The following is a 17,692-nucleotide window of genomic DNA, read 5'->3' as shown; positions in this document are numbered from 1 at the left end:
GTTCGTTCAGTATATGCGAGGCGGGTGGGTTCATGCCACACTTGCTGGGTGACCGACACCCGGACGGCTGAGCCCGAGCCCCTGCCGCTGCGCCGGGGCCGGCCCGGCTACGACCAGCGCGGCATCCTCGAGGTCGCCGTCGCCGCGTTCAACGAGCACGGCTACGACGCGACCTCCATCGGGATGCTCGCCGAACGGCTCGGGCTGTCCAAGTCGGCGATCTACCACCACGTCGCCTCCAAGGACGAGCTGCTGGCGCTCGCGCTCGACGAAGCGCTCGACGGCCTGGAAGGCGCGCTGCGCTCCGCCGAGGAGACCACCGGGACCGCCGCCGAGCGGCTGGCCCAGGTGCTCCGCGAGGCCGTGCTCGTGCTGGCGGACCGCCTCCCGTACGTCACGCTGCTGCTGCGCGTGCGCGGCAACACCGAGGTGGAGCGGGCCGCGCTGCAGCGCCGGCGGGCTTTCGACCACGCGGTGGCGGATCTGGTGGCCGAGGCCCGCGACGAGGGCTCGCTGCGGGTGGACGCCGACCCGGCGGTCGTCGCCCGCCTCCTGTTCGGCATGATCAACTCGCTCACCGAGTGGTACGACCCCGCAGGGCCCGTCCCGCCCACCGAACTCGCGGACACCATCCTCGCCCTCGCCCTCCGTTCCTGACGCGAGGGGCACGTCGTTGTCACTTTTCGCGCTCGAAAGTGACAACGACGTGCCCCTCGGCGGAAGGGCTACTGCTTCGCGACGAGGGTGAGAACGTCGTAGGAGGCGACGAGCTCGTCCTTCTGGTTGAGGATGCGCGCGTCCCAGCGCACCTCGCCGTACTCGTCCGTCTCGCGCGGCGTGATCTGCTTGGCCGTCAGCGCCACCCGGATGCTGTCGCCTGGGGAGACCGGCGTCAGGAACCGCAGGTTCTCCAGCCCGTAGTTGGCCAGCACGGGGCCCGGCGCCGGGTCCACGAACAGGCCGGCCGCCCACGACACCAGCAAGTACCCGTGCGCGACCCTGCCGGGGAAGAACGGGTTCGCGGCCGCGGCCTCCTCGTCCATGTGCGCGTAGAACGTGTCGCCGGTGAAGGTCGCGAACGTCTCGATGTCGTCCAGCGTCACCCGGCGCGTCTCCGATTGCACCTGGTCGCCGATCCGCAGCGTCGCGAGCGATTTGCGGAACGGGTGCGGGCCGTCGGTCACGGCCGCGGCGCCCTCGTGCCACACGCCGGTCACCGCCGTGAGGAGGTCGGGCGAGCCCTGGATCGCCGTGCGCTGCATGTGATTCAGCACCGCGCGGATGCCGCCCAGCTCCTCGCCGCCGCCCGCGCGGCCGGGGCCGCCGTGGACGAGGTGCGGCATCGGCGAGCCGTGGCCGGTGGAGGTGCGCGCGTCGTCGCGGTCGAGCAGCAGGATGCGGCCGTTGTACGCCGCCGTCGCCATGACCAGCTCGCGGGCGAAGTCCGGGTCGTGCGTGGCCGCGCTGGTCACGAGCGACCCGCCGCCGAGCGCGACGAGCTGGGCCGCCTCGGCCGCCGAGTCGTACGGCAGCACGGCCGCGACCGGTCCGAACGCCTCCACGGAGTGCGCCGCCGGGGTGCGCGCGTCGGCGAACCGCAGCACGATCGGGGCGACGAATGCGCCCTCCAGCTCGACGCCGAGGCTGCCGTCGCCGCGGCGGACGCTCGGCTGGTCGAGCCCGCCGATGGCCAGCTCGCCGCCGGCCTCCACCAGCTTCGCCACCTGGCGCAGCACCTCGGTGCGCTGCTCGCGCGAGGCGAGCGGCCCCATCGTGACGCCCTCCGCACGAGGGTCACCGACGACCACGCGCTCCTCGATGCGCGAGCGCACCGCGGCGAGCAGGTCGTCGACCGCGGTGGCCGGGACGATCGCGCGGCGGATGGCCGTGCACTTCTGGCCGGCCTTGGCGGTCAGCTCGACCACGAGCTGCTTGACGTACGCGTCGAACTCGGGCGTTCCGGGCAGTGCGTCGGGCCCGAGCACCGAGGCGTTGATGGAGTCCGTCTCGCTCGTGAACCGCACGCCGCCGGTCTGCACCGAGTCGTGCGCGCGCAGTCGCTCCGCGGTGGACGCCGACCCGGTGAACGCGACCAGGTCGCCCAGCCGGAGGTGGTCGAACAGCCCGGGCAGTCCGCCGCAGACGAGCTGGAGGGAGCCGGCGGGCAGCAGCCCGGACTCGACCAGGATGCGCACCATCGCCTCCGCGACGTACGCGGTCGGCGTCGCGGGCTTCGCGAGGGTCGGCATCCCGGCGAGGAACGAGGGCGCGAATTTCTCCAGCAGCCCCCAGACCGGGAAGTTGAACGCGTTGATCTGCACGGCGACGCCGGGCAGCCGGGTGAAGATGTGCTGCCCGAGGAACGAGCCGTCCTTCGCCAGCGATTCCGCGGGGCCGTCGACGACCACCTGCGCGTTCGGGAGCTCGCGGCGGCCCTTCGACGAGAAGGTGAACAGCGTGCCGATGCCGCCGTCCACGTCGATCCACGAGTCCGCCCGGGTCGCGCCGGCACGGGCGGAGAGGTCGTAGAGCTCCTGCTTGCGCTCGGTCAGCACCTGCGCCATCCGCTTGAGCAGGACGGCGCGCTGGTGGAAGGTCAGCTCGCCGAGCGAGGCCTGACCGACGGTGCGCGCGTACTCGAGCGCGCCGGCCAGGTCGGCGCCTTCAGCACTGACGTGGGCGACGAGCTCGCCGGTGGAGGCGTCGCGCACCTCCGCCGCGCCCTCGTCGGACGCCGGGCTCCACCACTGGTCGTGCAGGTAGCTGGGCAGACTCATGATTCGGTTCCTCCCGGGAGGGTCTGGAGCGACGGCGCTCCGCTGGTTCGGACATAGGCTGGTGCCGTGGCCGATGAAGACTGGACGATCGAGCTCGGCGAGCTCGACGAGAAGATGGGCGTGCGCATCCTGGAGCAATCCGCGGAGCGTGTCGTCGCGACGATGCCGGTGGCGGGCAACCGCCAGTCGTTCGGGCTGCTGCACGGCGGCGCCTCGGTGGCGTTCGCGGAGGCGCTCGGCTCGTGGGCGGCCGTGATCCACGCCGGCCCCGGACGCAGCGCGGTCGGGCTCGACATCAACGCGACGCACCACCGGTCCGCGCGCAGCGGTCTGGTGACCGGCACCGCGACGGCGATCCGGCTCGGCAGGAAGGTCACCTCGCACGAGGTCGTCCTCACCGACGAGGAGGGCAACCGGCTCTGCACCGTGCGCATCACGAACCTCATCGTGGAGGCTCCGGAGCGCGCGTGAGCGGTGCTCCGCCCGCGGCGTCGCCGTCCCACACGTAGAACCCGCGCCCGGACTTGCGGCCGAGCAGGCCGTCCGCGACCATGCGGCGCAGCAGCGCGGGAGGCTCGAACCGCGGCCCCAGCTCGCTCGCGAGGTACTCCGCGATGTCGAGCCGCACGTCCAGCCCGACGATGTCGGTGAGCCGCAACGGCCCGACCGGATGCTTGTAGCCGAGGGTCATCGCGGTGTCGATGGCCTCGGGGGACGCGACGCCCTCCTCGACCATCCGCACGGCCTCCAGCCCGAGCAGCACGCCGAGACGGGACGACGCGAAGCCGGGGGAGTCGCGGACCACGATCGGCGTCTTGCCGAGCGCCTCCACCCAGCCGGTGGCGAGGTCGACGGCGTCCGGCGCGGTCGCCTGCCCGGCCACGATCTCCACCAGCGCGGAGGCCGGGACGGGGTTGAAGAAGTGCATGCCGAGGAAGCCGGCGGGCCGCTGCAGCACCTCGGCGAGGCCGTCGATGGACAGCGAGGAGGTGTTGCTCGCCAGCACGGCGCCGGGCTCCAGGAGTTCCTCGGCGCGGCGGAGCGCGTCGTGCTTGAGCTCGGGGAGCTCGGGCACGGCCTCCACGACGAGGGCGGCGCCGCGCAGCGCGTCCCAGGAGGTCGTGGCGATCAGGCGCTCAGGAGCGGGGGCCGTCGCGCCGCGGCGCACGCTGCCGTCGATCGCGGCCTCTACGCGCTCGCGGGCGGAGGCCGCAGACGCGTCGTCGCGCTCGACGACGGCGACGCGGGCGCCCGCCATCAGGAACGCGTGCGCGATGCCTGCGCCCATCCGGCCGCCGCCGATGAGGGCGACCTGCTCCGGGACACCGTTCTTGCCGTCGCTCATCGCCGCCTCTTCTCCAGGAACTCGGTCATCCTGCGCTGCTTCTCCGGGGACTCGAACAGCACGGCCTGCGCCTCCCGCTCGGCCCGGGGATGGTCGCCCAGCGGCGCGCGGAGGACGCGCTTGGTGTACTGGGTCGCCAGCGGGTCGTTCTTCGCGATGCGGTCCGCGAGGGCGTGCGCGCCGGCGAGCAGCTCGCCCGGCTCGAACAGGTCGCTCACCAGCCCGGCGGCCAGCGCCTCCTCGCCGTTCAGCACGCGCCCGGCCATCGTGATCTCGGCGGCGAGCGGCTCGCCGACGAGCTGGGGCAGCCGCCAGAGCGCGCCGGCCGCGGCGATGATCCCGAGTGAGGTCTCCGGGTTGCCGATCCGCAGCCGCGTGGTGCCGAGCCGGAAGTCCGCCGCGTAGGCGAGCTCGGCGCCGCCGCCCAGCGCGTAGCCGTCGAGCGCGGCGATCACCGGCATGGGCAACTCGGCGATGCGCATGAAGATCGTCGCGTTGATCGCGCGGCGGGCGTCGGCCGCGGTGCGCTCGCGCAGCTCGGCGATGTCGGCGCCGGAGGCGAACACGCCCTCCGACCCGGTGAGGATGAGGATGCGCGGGTCGCGCTCCAGGTCCTCGCAGAGCGCGTGCAACTCGTCCACCATCCGCTGGTCGATCGCGTTGCGGACCTCGGGGCGGTTGAGCGTCGCGACCACGCGGTCGGCGCTCTCGGCGATGAGCAGGGTCGTCGGCGCCGTCATCACAGCGCCTCCACGATCAGGGCGGCGCCCTGGCCGACGCCGACGCACATCGTCGCCAGCCCGTACCGGGACTGCTCGCGCTCCATTCGGCCGAGCAGGGTCACCAGGATGCGCGCGCCGCTCGACCCCAGCGCGTGCCCGAGCGCGATCGCGCCGCCGTCGGCGTTGACCCGCGCCCGGCCGTCCTCGTCGTCCAGGCCGAGGCGGCGCAGGCACGCGATGGCCTGGGCGGCGAACGCCTCGTTGAGCTCGATGCTGCCGATGTCGCCCAGCTCCAGGCCGGAGCGCTCCAGCGCACGGTTGGTCGCGGGGACGGGACCGAGCCCCATCACCTCCGGTGCGACGCCGGCGCTCGCCGAGGCGACGATCCTGGCGCGCGGCGTGAGACCGTAGCGCCGCACGGCGTCGCCGCTCGCGACCACGAGGGCGGACGCGCCGTCGTTGAGGGGCGAGGAGTTGCCTGCGGTGACGACGCTCCCGCCCGCGACGACCGGCCGCAGCGCAGCGAGGGCGGCGGCGTCGGTGTCGCGGCGGATGCTCTCATCGGCCGTGACCTCCCCGGCCGGGGTCGTGACCGGGAGGATCTCGTCGGCGAAGCGCCCTGCGTCGGTCGCCGCAGCGGCGCGCCGGTGGCTCTCCAGCGCGAACGCGTCGGCGTCCTCGCGGCTGATCCCGTCGAGGCGGGCGACCTCCTCCGCGGTCTCCGGCATCGAGTAGGTCGCCTTGTCGCGCTCCAGGAATCGCGGGTTGGTGAACCGCCAGCCGATGGACGTGTCGAACTGCTCACCCGGCTTCGCCCACGGTCGTGCCGGCTTGGCCTGCACCCAGGGCGCCCGCGTCATCGACTCCACGCCACCGGCCACGATCAGGTCGGCGTCGCCCGCGCGGATCGCCTGACCGGCGAGGGTGACGGCGCTGAGGCCGGACGCGCACAGCCGGTTGACCGTGACGCCGGGAACGCTGTCCGGGAGGCCGGCGAGCAGCGCGGCCATGCGGGCCACGTTCCGGTTGTCCTCGCCCGCTTGGTTGGCGGCTCCGAGCATGACGTCGTCGAGTGCCGACCCGTCGACTCCCGCGCGGCGCACGGCCTCGGCGACCACCAGCGCGGCGAGGTCGTCGGGCCGGATGCCCGCCAATGCTCCGCCGTAGCGTCCGACCGCCGTGCGCACACCGCCGACGAGGTAGGCCTCCGCCATCGCAGCTCCTTCGAAGCGAATTACCGAACGAACGTTCAGCTAGTAAATAGTCGCAGAACCCCGACCCTCGAGCAACCGGCGCGAGCGCGAGGCGACCTCCGCCGACGCGACGACCACCCCCAGTATCACCACGGCGCAGCCGATCGCGGCCGCGGCCGGCAGCCACAGTGCCGCGACCGCGAGCGCCGCGGACAGTCCGACCGCCGGCGTCGCCCAGCGCAGCACGACCCGCCACGGGTCGCCGTAGCGGCGCGCGATGATCGCGTTGGTCAGATAGAACAGCGCGATCCCGCCGCCGAGCGACACCGCCAGCGCCGGCGGCAGCGGCTCGCCCGGGTGCGCGATCCCCTCGGCGAGCGCGCCGGACAGCGCGGTGACCCCGGCCAGCAGCAGGAACGGAAGGAACGCGACCGTGTCCCTGATCGTGCGGGCGTCTCCGGCCTCCAGCAGGCGCTCCAGCCCGCTCGCCATCACGTCGACGCCGTACAGGAAGAAGGACCACGCCAGTCCCGCGGTCAACAGCAGGCCGAGCACCCCGACGAGCCCGGCGGCGAGCGTCCAGGCGCCGGACACCGCGTCCACGATGCTCAGCACCGACTCGCCCAGCACGATGATGACGAGCAGCCCGAACCGCTCCGACAGGTGCTCGACGTTCAGCCGGTCGAGCGCGATCGCCGCCCAGCTGCCGGAGGTCGCGGTCAGCAGCACGACCTCCAGGACGATCGCGACCGCCCACAGCACGTAGTTCGCGGGCGCGGGGAGGGCGATCGACACCAGCCAGAGCACGGCGGTCAGCCCGTTGTAGACGAGGATGCGGACCCGTGAGGCCCTCCCGTTCGACCAGGAGAAGCCGATCCACACCACCAGGAGCAGCACCCGCAGCAGCGCGTTGCCTGCCGCGAACAGCCAGGCCCGGTCGCCGACCGCCTCCGGCGCCGCGACCGCGAGCGCCCCGACGGCGAACATCGCGATCAGCATCACGATCGACAGCCGCCGCGCGCTGAGCTGCGGCGACACGTCCACGACGAAGGTCAGGTTGACCCACGACCACCAGACCGACGCGAACAGGGCGACGAACACGGCGAGCGTGCCGAACGACGGTGCGGTGTGCAGCCCGTGCGCGAGCTGCCCGACCAGCGCAACGAACACGAGGTCGAAGAACAGCTCCATCCAGTGCGCCCGCGACGGATCCCGGTCGCCGGCGACGGGGAGCCGGGGGAGCCTGCCGCCGCTCATCCGCGCCGGCCGGCCGCGAGGAACCCGTCGACCGCTGCCCGCACGCGCTCGTCGTCGGCGTACCCGCTGAGGGTGATCCCGTCGAGGGCGCTCAACGCGGCCGGGCTGCCGAGCGCGGCGGCCCGGTCGCGGTCGGAGCGGAGTCGGTTCGCCCGCACGAGGAGCGCGGCGACGGCGACGGCGACGGCCAGCACCACGACGATGGAGGCGAGCACGACGACGATGGTGATACTCATCGGGGACCTCCCGGCGCGGGCGGGGCGGGCGGCGCGCTGCGGAGAGCGAGCAGCTCGGCGAGGAGCCCCTGCGCGAGCACGAACGTCCGCTGAGCCCGCCGGGCGAGCAGGTAGAAGACGCCACCGCTGGCCATCGTGACCGTCCCGGCGACGAGCACCCACAGCCACGCGGCGACGGGCACCGGGTTCACGGCCGGATTCGACTGCAACACAGGCACCACGAGCGAAAGGATCACTCCCGACCCCGCCGCGGCCAGCGCCTTCGCCAGCGTCAGCGTGTGCTCGTACCGCCAGGTGAGCGCCACCGTGAGCCCGTCCACCGCCGCGCGGTCGTCCAGCCGGGCGAGGGCCATCAGGTCCCCCACCGTCAACTCCGACGCGATCCCTCCCGCCATGCCCCCGAGCGTATCGACTCCCGCCCCACCACGCACCAGCCCCGACATTCCGCACGAATGTCGCGTCTCGCCGCCGCTTTCGCGACATTCGTCACGAATGTCGCGGCGTCAGCGGAGGTCGTGGTCCTCGAAAACCAGCGACGTTTTCGTGTCCCGCACCGACGGCATGGTGGTCAGCTCCTCGAGCACCACCCGCCGCAGGTCCTCGTTGTCGCGTGCGCGCACCAGCAGGATGACGTCGAAGTCGCCGCCGACCAGCGCGAAGTGCTCCACCTCCGGGATGGCGCGCAGCCGCGCGCGGAGGTCGTGCCAGGCCGCCTGCTCCACGCGCATCGTCACGTAGGCCGACGACGCGCGGCCGGAGCGGCGCGGGTCGACCTTCGCCGTGAAGCCCGTGATGACGCCGTCCTCGACCAGGCGGGAGACGCGGGCGTATGCGTTGGCCCGGGAGACGTGCGCCGCCTCCGCGACGGCGGTGATGGAGGCGCGGCCGTCGGCGCGCAGTGCGTCCACGATGCGGGTGTCGATGTCGTCCATGATGGGAGACAGTTTGCCATCGATCATGCCACCTCGCACCCGTTCGTCTCGAAAGTCTCACACATGTGGCAAAACAGGTCCAGCGAAGTCATTCTGAGGATCAGCGACGTCTTTCGAAGGAGAAGCGATGCACGCCGACGACCTGATGCCGGGCGACACCCCGTTGCGGCTCATCGACGAGCAGGGCTCGGGCCACCCGCACGAGCACTACGCGTTCCCGACCGCCGAACAGCTGCGCGACGGCTACGGCCGCCTCGTGCAGGGCCGGCGGCTCAACGACCAGGCCGACGCCCTGGTGCGGCAGGGCAAGCTGGCCGTGTACCCGTCCTCGCACGGCCAGGAGGCCTGCCAGGTCGCCGCGGCGATGGTGCTCGGCGAGCAGGACTGGCTGTTCCCCACCTACCGCGACTCGGTCGCCGTCCTCTCCCGGGGCGTCGACCCCTTCGAGGCGTTCCTGCTGCTGCGCGGCGACTGGCACTCCGGTTACGACCCGAACGAGTACCGCGTCGCCCCGCAGGCGACCCCGCTCGCCACCCAGCTCCTGCACGCGGTCGGCTTCGCCCACGCGGCCAGGCTGCGTGGCGAGGACACCGTCGTCGTCGCGCTGTGCGGCGACGGCGCCACCAGCGAGGGCGACTTCCACGAAGCGCTCAACTTCGCGGCCGTGTTCCACCTCCCCGTCGTCTTCCTCGTCCAGAACAACGGCTACGCGATCTCCGTGCCGCTCAGCCGGCAGACCGCCGCGCCGAGCCTGGCGCACAAGGGCGTCGGCTACGGGATGCGCGGCCGCCTGGTCGACGGCAACGACCTCGCCGCGCTGCTGGCGGTGCTGGGCGAGGCCGTCGCCGAGGCCCGTGAAGGCGGCGGTCCGACGCTGGTGGAGGCGCTCACCTACCGGATGAAGTCGCACACCAACGCCGACGACGCCACCCGCTACCGCACCTCCGCGGAGGTGGAGCCGTGGATCGCGCGCGACCCGCTGCTGCGCCTGCGCACCTGGCTGACGGCCGAGGGCGCGCTGACCGACGACGACGACGCTGAGTTCCGCGCCCAGGCCGATCGAGTCGCCGTCGACCTCCGCACCCGCATCATGGCGGATGCCGAGCCCCAGCCGATGGACCTGTTCGAGTACGTCTACGCCGAGCCGACGCCGCAGCTCCGGGAGCAGTCCGCACTGCTCGCCGCCGAGCTCGCCGCGGAGTCCCGGGCAGCGCAGTCCCGCACCGAGGAGGTCGCCCGATGACGATCATGCACGCCGCCCCCGCCGACCGTCAGCCGGACGACCGTCAGCCCGAGCCCGAGCAGCCGCCCGCGCCCGCCGTCGCCACGATGACGATGGCGCAGGCCCTCAACCGTGCCCTCGCCGACTCCCTCGCGGAAGACCCGGCCGTCCTCGTCTTCGGCGAGGACGTCGGCACGCTCGGCGGCGTCTTCCGCATCACCGACGGCCTGACCAAGCGCTTCGGCGAGCAGCGCTGCTTCGACACCCCGCTGGCCGAGTCCGGCATCGTCGGCACCGCGGTCGGGATGGCGATGAACGGGATGCGCCCGGTCGTCGAGATGCAGTTCGACGCGTTCGCCTACCCGGCGTTCGAGCAGATCGTGGACCACGTCGCCAAGATGGGCAACCGCACCCGCGGCAAGGTCCGGCTGCCGATGGTCATCCGCATCCCGTTCGCGGGCGGGATCGGCGGCGTCGAGCACCACTCCGACTCGTCCGAGGCCTACTACGTGCACACGCCCGGCCTGACCGTGGTGTCGCCGGCGACGCCGCAGGACGCCTACGGCCTGCTCCGCGCGGCGATCGCCTCCCCGGACCCGGTGGTCTTCATGGAGCCGAAGAAGCTGTACTGGTCGACCGGCGAGGTCGACACGACCGCGCCGCTGCCCGAGCTCGGCCGCGCGCGCGTCGCCAGGGAGGGCACCGACGCGACCCTGATCGCCTACGGCCCGACCGTGCCGGTGGCGCTCGCCGCCGCGGAGGCCGCGGCCGAGGAGGGCCGCAGCCTCGCCGTGATCGACGTGCGGACCCTGACCCCGTTCGACGACGAGACCGTCTGCGCCGCCGTCCGTGCGACCGGCCGCGCCGTCGTCGTGGCCGAGGCGCCGGGCTTCGCCAGCGTCGCCTCCGAGATCGCCGCCCGCGTCTCCGAGCGCTGCTTCCACTACCTGGAGGCGCCGGTGCGCCGGGTGACCGGCTTCGACACCCCGTTCGCGCCGCCGAAGCTGGAGCGCTACTACCTGCCGGGCGTGGACCGCGTGCTCGACGCCGTCGACAGCCTGCAATGGGAGGACGCATGAAGGTCTTCACGCTGCCCGACCTGGGCGAGGGACTCGCCGACGCCGAACTGGTCCACTGGCTGGTCGCGGTCGGCGACACGGTGACCGTCGACCAGCCGATCGCCGAGGTGGAGACCGCCAAGTCGGTCGTCGAGGTGCCGTCGCCGTACGCCGGCGTCGTCGCCGTCTGCCACGGCGAGGAGGGCGAGACCATCCTGGTCGGCTCGCCGCTGCTGGAGGTGCGGGAGGACGCGGATGTGGAGTCCGCCGTGGAGGCCGCCGTGCCCGTGGAGACCGTCGCGGCCGAGAGCCCTTCCGAGGAGCGGGAACCCGAACCCGTCGCAGCCGGCTCCGGCGCCGTGCTCGTCGGCTACGGCACCACCGATCACGCGACCGCCCGCCGCCGAGGCCGCGCCTCCCAGCACGGCACGGCCGTGACCGGCGGAGCTCCGAGCCGCATCGTCCCCGTCGTGTCGCCCGTCGTCCGGGCGCTCGCACGGACGCACAGCATCGACCTCGCCTCGCTCACTCCGAGCGGCGTGGGCGGGGTCGTCACGCGGCGCGACGTGGAGGCGGCGCTCGCCGCCGCCAAGGCCACCGCGCCCAGCGCGCCGGCCACTCGCCCGGCTCCCGTGACCCGTCCGGCCCCCACCGCAGCCGCGCCGGGGACCGACGCCCGCACCGGCCTCGACATCGCCTCCGTCACCCCGTTCTCCCGCCTCCGCCGCACGGTCGCCGAGACCATGACGCGCAGTCGCTCCGAGATCCCGGAGGCGACCGTCTGGGTCGACGTCGACGCCACCGAGCTCTGGGAGGCCAGGCAGACCCTCGGGAAGTCGGGCAAGCCGCCGTCGCTGCTCGCCTTCATCTCGCGGTTCGCGCTCAGCGCGCTCGCGCGGCATCCCGAGCTGGCCGGCAGGGTCACCGCCGGCGGCGACGGGATCGAGGTGTTCGCCGGGGTGAATCTCGGCTTCGCCGCCGACACCCCGCGCGGCCTGCTGGTCCCGGTGATCCGCCGCGCCGACCGGTCGAGCGTCCGCGAGCTCGACGCCGAGCTCGGCCGCCTGTCCGCCGCCGCGCGCGACGGCGTGCTGCCGCCCGCGGACCTGACCGGCTCCACCTTCACCGTGAACAACTACGGCAGTCTCGGCGTCGACGGCAGCGCCGCGATCATCAACCACCCGGAGGTCGCCATCCTCGGCATCGGCCGCGTCATCGAGCGCCCGTGGGTGGTCGACGGCGCCGTCGTCGCGCGCCGGATCGTGCAGCTCAGCCTGGTCTTCGACCACCGCGTCACCGACGGTGGAGTGGCCGCCCGGTTCCTGCGCGAGATCGCCGACGCCATCGAGTCGCCGATCGCCTTCCTCGCCGACGAGGCGCCGGGTACGGTGAGGGAATGACCGACAAGCCGCGCGACGAACAGCCCGACGACGCCGACAAGGCGGATGTGGTGGAGCAGGGCGACGACTACGACCTCGACTTCGAGAAGGACGTCGCGCCGGAGGAGAACATCCCCTGGCTCCCGCACCCGACGCCGACCGACGGCGACGCCCCCGCCCCCTGAGCGATTCGTGCCGAATGTCGACTCTCGCGCCGCGAGAACCGACATTCGGCACGAATTCACCAGCCCCTAGGCTTGGAGGAGTGACCTCCCGCTCCTTCCCCCTCTGGCTCGCGCTCGTTTGCGCGATCTTCTGCGGGGCCGGTGTGGCCCTGCAGTCGCGCATCAACGGTGAGCTGGGGCAGCGGCTGGGCGACGGGGTCACGGCCGCCGTCATCTCCTTCGGCTCCGGGCTGGTGATCCTCCTCGTCGCGATGGCGATCGCCCCCGCCGGGCGGCGCGGCTTCGGCCGGGTCGTCGCCGCACTCCGCACGCGCGAGCTGCCCTGGTGGTATGTCGCCGGCGGATGCGCGGGCGCGTTCCTGGTGCTGTCGCAGGGCGTCGCCGCCGCGGTGCTCGGCGTCGCGCTGTTCACGGTCGCGGTCGTGGCCGGCCAGACCGTCAGCGGCCTGGTCCTCGACCGCATCGGCCTGGGCCCCGGAGGCCGCCGCCCGATCACGCCCGCGCGGCTCACGGGCGCCCTGATCGCCCTCGGCGCCGTGACCTGGGCGGTGTCCGCGCAGCTCGGCGGCCCCGTGCCGATCTGGCTGATGCTGCTTCCGTTGATCGCGGGCCTCGGCCTCGGCTGGCAGCAGGCCGTCAACGGCCAGGTGCGGGTGGTCGCCGAGAGCGCCCTGACCGCGACCTTCATCAACTTCGTCGTCGGGACGACCGTGCTCCTGGTGATCATGGCCGTCGACTGGAGTCTGCGCGGCCTCCCGAAGCCGCTGCCGACCGAGCCGTGGCTCTACTTCGGCGGCGCGATCGGCTGCGTGTTCATCGCGGCCGCCGCGCTGCTCGTCCGGATCACGGGCGTGCTGCTGCTCGGCCTCGCGACCGTCGCCGGCCAGCTCGTGACCGCGCTCCTGCTCGACGTGCTCGCGCCGAGCTCGCCCGCGCCCGTCGCGTTCTCGACCGTCGCCGGCACGCTGCTCGCCCTCGTCGCCGTCGCCGTGGCGAGCATCCGCTGGCGCCGACGGCGTCCTTCTTCGGCCGCCGACTGACGACGCGCTCCATCGAGGGGACGCAACACGCCGCTACTCGTTCGGCGTGACGGCGTGTTGCGACCCCTGGAAGCCGCGTCAGTCGAGCGTCGTCAGGAAGCGCTCGGGGTCGATGGAGGTGCGGTGGGCCTCCTTGCCGTCGTCGGGCACGCCGCCGACGTAGAGCCAGCCCAGGAGCCGCTCGTTCTTAGCGAGAGCGTGCATCCGGTGCACGGCCTTCGACCGGGTGTGGTGGCCGGTGCGCCACATGACGCCCCAGCCGGCGTCGTGGAGCAACAGGCTCAGGAGGTGCGCGACACCGGAGGCGACCGCGTCCTGCTCCCAGCCGGGCACCTTCTCGCTCGGCGTGCGCACCGCGACGATCGCGAGCAGCAGCGACGAGCGCAGCGGTTTGGCCGCCAGCTTCTCGGCCTCCTCGCCGGTCGCCTTGGCGTCCTTCACGAACGCGTGGCCCAGCCGCACGCGCGCGTCGCCGCGCAGCTCGATGACCCGCCACGGGTGCAGCGCCGAGTGGTCGGCGACGCGGCCGGCAGCGGCCACGAGCGGCAGCAGCTCCTCGTGCGTCGGCGCCGCGGAGGTCACGCGCGAGTACGACCGGCGTGCGGCGACCCGTTCGACGAGCTCCGACATCAGGCCTCTGGCGTGAAGTTCAGCGAGATCGAGTTCATGCAGTAGCGGTCGCCGGTCGGAGTGCCGAAGCCGTCGGGGAACACATGGCCCAGGTGCGAGTCGCAGTTCGCGCAGCGCACCTCGGTGCGCGCCATGCCCAGGCTGTCGTCCTCCAGGAGCTGCACGGCCTCCGGCCGGATCGACTCGTAGAAGCTCGGCCAGCCGCAGCCGCTGTCGAACTTGGTGCCCGACTTGAACAGCTCCGCCCCGCACGCGGCGCAGGTGTAGAGACCCGCGCGGCCCTCGTCGAGCAGCTCGCCGGTCCACGGCCGCTCCGTGCCCGCCTCGCGCAGCACCGCGTACTGCTCCGGGCTGAGCTCGCGGCGCCACTCCTCGTCGGTCTTCTCGACACCGTGGGTGCCCTGCGCTGCCTCGTCGTGCGATGCGCTCATCGTGCGTTCCTTTCGTCGTCCGTCCCCAGCCTAAACGGCGGCGCCTGTGCGCCTGTTCCCTGTTCCGGCCTGCGACCTGCCGGGCGCAAACGGGTAACGCACAGGACAGCGCCCCTAGGATGAGGCGCGAGCGCGGGGAAGGGCTGACTCGAAGACGGTGAGGGGAGGCGGTGCACTGTGGCGGAGGCTGCGGACCACCGGATCCCCGTGCCGGACGCGACCGGCCTGACCGACCGTGAGGCGGCCATCCTCGCGTTCGAGCGTCAATGGTGGCGGCATGCCGGCGCCAAGGAGCAGGCCATCCGCGAGGAGTTCGGTCTCTCCGCCGCCCGGTACTATCAACTCCTCGGAGCGCTGATCGACCGGCCGGAGGCGCTCAAGCACGACCCCATGCTCGTCAAGCGCCTGCTCCGGCTGCGCGAGACCCGGCTGGCAGCACGGCGATCCCGGACACTCCCGTCCGGCGACTGACACCGCGAGGAAATACCTGTAGATGGCAGAGAAGTACCCGAGAGACCGGTTCGACGACATCCCCGACGGTCTGCAGCGCGTCGGTGCGCACCGGGCTCCCCGGCCGAAGGGCCGCGGCTGGATCGCGGTCGGCTGGGCCGCGCTCGCCGTCGTCGTCCTCGTGGCGGCGGGTATCTTCGGGCTCTCGCTGGTCAGCGGCTCCATCTCCTTCCACGGCTCGACCAACGCCCCGACCGGCACCCCGACGCCGACCGCGACGCCCACGCCGACGATCGTCCCGACCGTCGACCCCTCGCTGACGGTGAACGTGCTGAACGGCACCACGACCTCCGGACTCGGCGGCAAGGTCGGCGACACCCTGACGAAGGCGGGCTGGAAGGTCGGCGCCATCGCGAACGCCGACAAGCAGGACCTCACCCAGACGATCGTCTACTACGCCGACGCCAAGAACCAGGCGGCGGCGCTCGGGGTGGCGCAGTCGCTCCCCGGCGCGACCGTCGCGCTCACGCAGGACTTCGCGGCCAGCGGCGCCGACCTGACCGTGGTCGTGGGCAGCGACTACAAGGGCTGAGACCGCGTCGTTCCGCGCGTGTACGCGCGCTCATCCCTTTGTTTCACGCGTGTTTAACTTTGAGCCGATTTGGTAACGGATTGGCGAAAAGACTGGCGGAAACGGCTATTGCAAGCATTAGGATCGGGAGTCAACGCGCGGCGCTGGACCACGCGAGCGACACAGCAATGGGAGTAATGCATGGCGAACGGGACCGTGAAGTGGTTCAACGCTGAAAAGGGCTACGGATTCATCACCGTCGAGGGTGGGGGACAGGACGTTTTCGTTCATTACTCCGCAATCGACATGAACGGCTACAAGGTTCTCGAAGAGGGCCAGCAGGTGCAGTTCGAGGTCGGGTCGGGCAACAAGGGCCCGCAGGCCGAGGCGGTGCGTCCGCTGTAGTACGCAGCGATCGGCAAGACCATTAAGAGGAGCGCCGCCCTTCGGGGCGGCGCTCCTTTCTCTCTGTCCGCTCCCGGCGCACCGGTCACCTTGCACTCCACTGTCGCGAGTGCCAGAATCGCTTTAGCACTCCGCCTGATCGAGTGCTAACACACCGAATCTTTCGCAGACGTCCGGGAGGGACGAGAAACACATGGCAAAGATCATTGCTTTCGACGAGGAAGCCCGTCGCGGCCTCGAGCGCGGCCTCAACATCCTGGCCGACACCGTCAAGGTGACGCTGGGCCCGCGCGGTCGCAACGTCGTCCTCGAGAAGAAGTGGGGCGCTCCCACCATCACGAACGACGGCGTCTCCATCGCGAAGGAGATCGAGCTCGACGACCCGTACGAGAAGATCGGCGCGGAGCTCGTCAAAGAGGTCGCCAAGAAGACCGACGACGTCGCGGGCGACGGCACCACCACCGCGACCGTGCTCGCTCAGGCGCTCGTCAAGGAGGGCCTCCGCAACGTGGCCGCCGGCGCCGACCCCATCACGCTGAAGCGCGGCATCGAGAAGGCCGTCGCGGCCGTGACCGAGGAGCTCATCGCCAGCGCCAAGGAGGTCGAGACCAAGGCCGAGATCGCCGCCACCGCGTCCATCTCCGCCGGCGACACCACCATCGGCGAGATCATCGCCGAGGCCATCGACAAGGTCGGCAAGGAGGGCGTCGTCACCGTCGAGGAGTCGAACACCTTCGGCACCGAGCTCGAGCTGACCGAGGGCATGCGCTTCGACAAGGGCTTCCTGTCGCAGTACTTCGTCACCGACCAGGACCGCCAGGAGGCGGTGTTCGAGGACACCTACATCCTCATCGCCAACCAGAAGATCTCCTCGATCAAGGACCTGCTCCCGATCGTCGACAAGGTCATCCAGGCCAACAAGCAGCTCCTCATCATCGCCGAGGACGTCGACGGGGAGGCCCTGGCCACCCTGATCGTCAACAAGATCCGCGGCATCTTCAAGTCCGTCGCCGTCAAGGCCCCGGGCTTCGGCGACCGCCGCAAGGCCATGCTGCAGGACATCGCGATCCTCACCGGCGGCCAGGTCATCTCCGAGGAGGTCGGCCTCAAGCTCGAGAACGTCACCCTCGACCTGCTCGGCCAGGCCCGCAAGGTCGTCATCACCAAGGACGAGACCACCATCGTCGAGGGCGCGGGCGACCCCGACGCCATCGCCGGCCGCGTGGCCCAGATCCGTGGCGAGATCGAGAACACCGACTCGGACTACGACCGTGAGAAGCTCCAGGAGCGTCTCGCGAAGCTCGCCGGCGGCGTCGCCGTCATCAAGGCGGGCGCGGCCACCGAGGTCGAGCTCAAGGAGCGCAAGCACCGCATCGAGGACGCCGTCCGCAACGCGAAGGCCGCCGTCGAGGAGGGCATCGTCGCCGGTGGTGGCGTCGCCCTCATCCAGGCCGGCAAGACCGCCTTCGAGAAGCTGTCGCTCACGGGCGACGAGGCGACCGGTGCGAACATCGTCCGCGTCGCCATCGAGGCGCCGCTGAAGCAGATCGCCATCAACGCGGGCCTCGAGGCCGGCGTCGTGGTCGCCAAGGTGCGCGAGCTCCCCGTGGGTCACGGCCTCAACGCCGCGACCGGCGAGTACGTCGACATGCTGGCCTCCGGCATCAACGACCCGGTGAAGGTCACCCGCTCGGCGCTGCAGAACGCCGCGTCCATCGCGGGCCTGTTCCTCACCACCGAGGCCGTCGTCGCCGACAAGCCCGAGAAGAACTCGGCGCCGGTCGGCGACCCGGGCGCCGGCATGGACTTCTGAGTCCGTCCGACACGCAGTAGAGGGCGCCTCCCGTTCGCGGGAGGCG

21 protein-coding genes are annotated in these 17,692 nt (G+C 72.1%); 11 read left to right on the top strand and 10 right to left on the bottom strand.

Annotation, left to right across the window (positions count from 1 at the left end):
• Positions 1–48: 48 nt before the first annotated feature.
• Positions 49–657, top strand: coding sequence for a TetR/AcrR family transcriptional regulator (locus ACFRFH_RS00695; protein ID WP_382461112.1), 609 nt, complete (start codon positions 49–51; stop codon positions 655–657).
• 68 nt (positions 658–725) lie between these two features.
• On the opposite strand, the gene paaZ is transcribed toward ACFRFH_RS00695, so the two are convergent.
• On the bottom strand, positions 726–2,777 hold the full coding sequence (gene paaZ, locus ACFRFH_RS00690) for a phenylacetic acid degradation bifunctional protein PaaZ (RefSeq protein WP_382461111.1): 2,052 nt from the start codon (positions 2,775–2,777) through the stop codon (positions 726–728).
• Between the two features lie 114 nt (positions 2,778–2,891).
• Here paaZ and ACFRFH_RS00685 point away from each other — a divergent pair, with 114 nt between their 5' ends.
• Complete coding sequence (locus ACFRFH_RS00685) at positions 2,892–3,248, top strand: PaaI family thioesterase (RefSeq protein WP_382462710.1); 357 nt, start codon at positions 2,892–2,894, stop codon at positions 3,246–3,248.
• Here ACFRFH_RS00685 and ACFRFH_RS00680 read toward each other — a convergent pair.
• The 7 genes from ACFRFH_RS00680 to ACFRFH_RS00650 all read right to left on the bottom strand — a co-directional run bounded on the left by ACFRFH_RS00680 (position 3,220) and on the right by ACFRFH_RS00650 (position 8,462).
• The gene (locus ACFRFH_RS00680) at positions 3,220–4,122 is read right to left on the bottom strand and encodes a 3-hydroxyacyl-CoA dehydrogenase family protein (protein WP_382461110.1); all 903 of its coding nucleotides are present in this window, start codon (positions 4,120–4,122) and stop codon (positions 3,220–3,222) included. The two genes, ACFRFH_RS00685 and ACFRFH_RS00680, sit on opposite strands and share 29 nt — an antisense overlap.
• On the bottom strand, positions 4,119–4,862 hold the full coding sequence (locus tag ACFRFH_RS00675; RefSeq protein WP_382461109.1) for an enoyl-CoA hydratase/isomerase family protein: 744 nt from the start codon (positions 4,860–4,862) through the stop codon (positions 4,119–4,121). Before ACFRFH_RS00675 ends, ACFRFH_RS00680 begins: the two co-directional genes overlap by 4 nt.
• The gene (locus ACFRFH_RS00670; protein ID WP_382461108.1) at positions 4,862–6,058 is read right to left on the bottom strand and encodes a thiolase family protein; all 1,197 of its coding nucleotides are present in this window, start codon (positions 6,056–6,058) and stop codon (positions 4,862–4,864) included. Before ACFRFH_RS00670 ends, ACFRFH_RS00675 begins: the two co-directional genes overlap by 1 nt.
• A 39-nt stretch (positions 6,059–6,097) precedes the next feature.
• Positions 6,098–7,294: a low temperature requirement protein A gene (locus ACFRFH_RS00665; protein ID WP_382461107.1), complete on the bottom strand. Its 1,197-nt coding sequence runs from the start codon at positions 7,292–7,294 to the stop codon at positions 6,098–6,100.
• Entirely contained in the window at positions 7,291–7,530 is a 240-nt protein-coding gene (locus tag ACFRFH_RS00660; protein WP_382461106.1) for a hypothetical protein, read from the bottom strand. The genes ACFRFH_RS00665 and ACFRFH_RS00660 overlap by 4 nt, the downstream gene beginning before the upstream one ends.
• Positions 7,527–7,925 (bottom strand): hypothetical protein, encoded by a 399-nt coding sequence (locus tag ACFRFH_RS00655; RefSeq protein WP_382461105.1) that lies wholly within the window; start codon positions 7,923–7,925, stop codon positions 7,527–7,529. Before ACFRFH_RS00655 ends, ACFRFH_RS00660 begins: the two co-directional genes overlap by 4 nt.
• Positions 7,926–8,033: 108 nt before the next feature.
• Positions 8,034–8,462: an Lrp/AsnC family transcriptional regulator gene (locus ACFRFH_RS00650; protein ID WP_382461104.1), complete on the bottom strand. Its 429-nt coding sequence runs from the start codon at positions 8,460–8,462 to the stop codon at positions 8,034–8,036.
• 127 nt (positions 8,463–8,589) lie between these two features.
• Here ACFRFH_RS00650 and pdhA point away from each other — a divergent pair, with 127 nt between their 5' ends.
• From pdhA to ACFRFH_RS00625, 5 genes are all read left to right on the top strand, one after another.
• On the top strand, positions 8,590–9,705 hold the full coding sequence (gene pdhA / locus ACFRFH_RS00645) for a pyruvate dehydrogenase (acetyl-transferring) E1 component subunit alpha (protein ID WP_382461103.1): 1,116 nt from the start codon (positions 8,590–8,592) through the stop codon (positions 9,703–9,705).
• Positions 9,702–10,763: an alpha-ketoacid dehydrogenase subunit beta gene (locus ACFRFH_RS00640; protein ID WP_382461102.1), complete on the top strand. Its 1,062-nt coding sequence runs from the start codon at positions 9,702–9,704 to the stop codon at positions 10,761–10,763. Before pdhA ends, ACFRFH_RS00640 begins: the two co-directional genes overlap by 4 nt.
• Positions 10,760–12,142, top strand: a complete 1,383-nt coding sequence (locus ACFRFH_RS00635) for a dihydrolipoamide acetyltransferase family protein (RefSeq protein ID WP_382461101.1) — start codon at positions 10,760–10,762, stop codon at positions 12,140–12,142. The genes ACFRFH_RS00640 and ACFRFH_RS00635 overlap by 4 nt, the downstream gene beginning before the upstream one ends.
• The gene (locus tag ACFRFH_RS00630) at positions 12,139–12,306 is read left to right on the top strand and encodes a hypothetical protein (protein ID WP_382461100.1); all 168 of its coding nucleotides are present in this window, start codon (positions 12,139–12,141) and stop codon (positions 12,304–12,306) included. The genes ACFRFH_RS00635 and ACFRFH_RS00630 overlap by 4 nt, the downstream gene beginning before the upstream one ends.
• 80 nt (positions 12,307–12,386) lie before the next feature.
• On the top strand, positions 12,387–13,346 hold the full coding sequence (locus ACFRFH_RS00625; RefSeq protein WP_382461099.1) for a DMT family transporter: 960 nt from the start codon (positions 12,387–12,389) through the stop codon (positions 13,344–13,346).
• Between the two features lie 78 nt (positions 13,347–13,424).
• On the opposite strand, the gene ACFRFH_RS00620 is transcribed toward ACFRFH_RS00625, so the two are convergent.
• Positions 13,425–13,976 (bottom strand): nitroreductase family protein, encoded by a 552-nt coding sequence (locus tag ACFRFH_RS00620; RefSeq protein WP_382461098.1) that lies wholly within the window; start codon positions 13,974–13,976, stop codon positions 13,425–13,427.
• Positions 13,976–14,407 (bottom strand): peptide-methionine (R)-S-oxide reductase MsrB, encoded by a 432-nt coding sequence (gene msrB / locus ACFRFH_RS00615; protein ID WP_382461097.1) that lies wholly within the window; start codon positions 14,405–14,407, stop codon positions 13,976–13,978. Before msrB ends, ACFRFH_RS00620 begins: the two co-directional genes overlap by 1 nt.
• Positions 14,408–14,584: 177 nt before the next feature.
• Here msrB and ACFRFH_RS00610 point away from each other — a divergent pair, with 177 nt between their 5' ends.
• The 4 genes from ACFRFH_RS00610 (at position 14,585) to groL (ending at position 17,646) form a co-directional block, all read left to right on the top strand.
• Entirely contained in the window at positions 14,585–14,878 is a 294-nt protein-coding gene (locus ACFRFH_RS00610) for a DUF3263 domain-containing protein (RefSeq protein WP_382461096.1), read from the top strand.
• A gap of 22 nt (positions 14,879–14,900) precedes the next feature.
• Positions 14,901–15,449 (top strand): LytR C-terminal domain-containing protein, encoded by a 549-nt coding sequence (locus tag ACFRFH_RS00605; protein WP_382461095.1) that lies wholly within the window; start codon positions 14,901–14,903, stop codon positions 15,447–15,449.
• A 180-nt stretch (positions 15,450–15,629) separates the two neighbouring features.
• The gene (locus tag ACFRFH_RS00600) at positions 15,630–15,833 is read left to right on the top strand and encodes a cold-shock protein (protein WP_382461094.1); all 204 of its coding nucleotides are present in this window, start codon (positions 15,630–15,632) and stop codon (positions 15,831–15,833) included.
• A gap of 193 nt (positions 15,834–16,026) precedes the next feature.
• Positions 16,027–17,646 carry a chaperonin GroEL gene (gene groL / locus ACFRFH_RS00595; protein ID WP_382461093.1) on the top strand — a complete coding sequence of 540 codons (1,620 nt, stop codon included), beginning with the start codon at positions 16,027–16,029 and terminating at the stop codon, positions 17,644–17,646.
• Positions 17,647–17,692: the final 46 nt, after the last annotated feature.

Origin of the sequence: Leifsonia sp. NPDC056824 (genome assembly GCF_042789575.1) — a bacterium.
Taxonomy (GTDB): domain Bacteria; phylum Actinomycetota; class Actinomycetes; order Actinomycetales; family Microbacteriaceae; genus Leifsonia.
Note: the sequence above shows the minus strand (reverse complement) of the source record. Positions and strands in the feature narration are given on the sequence as shown.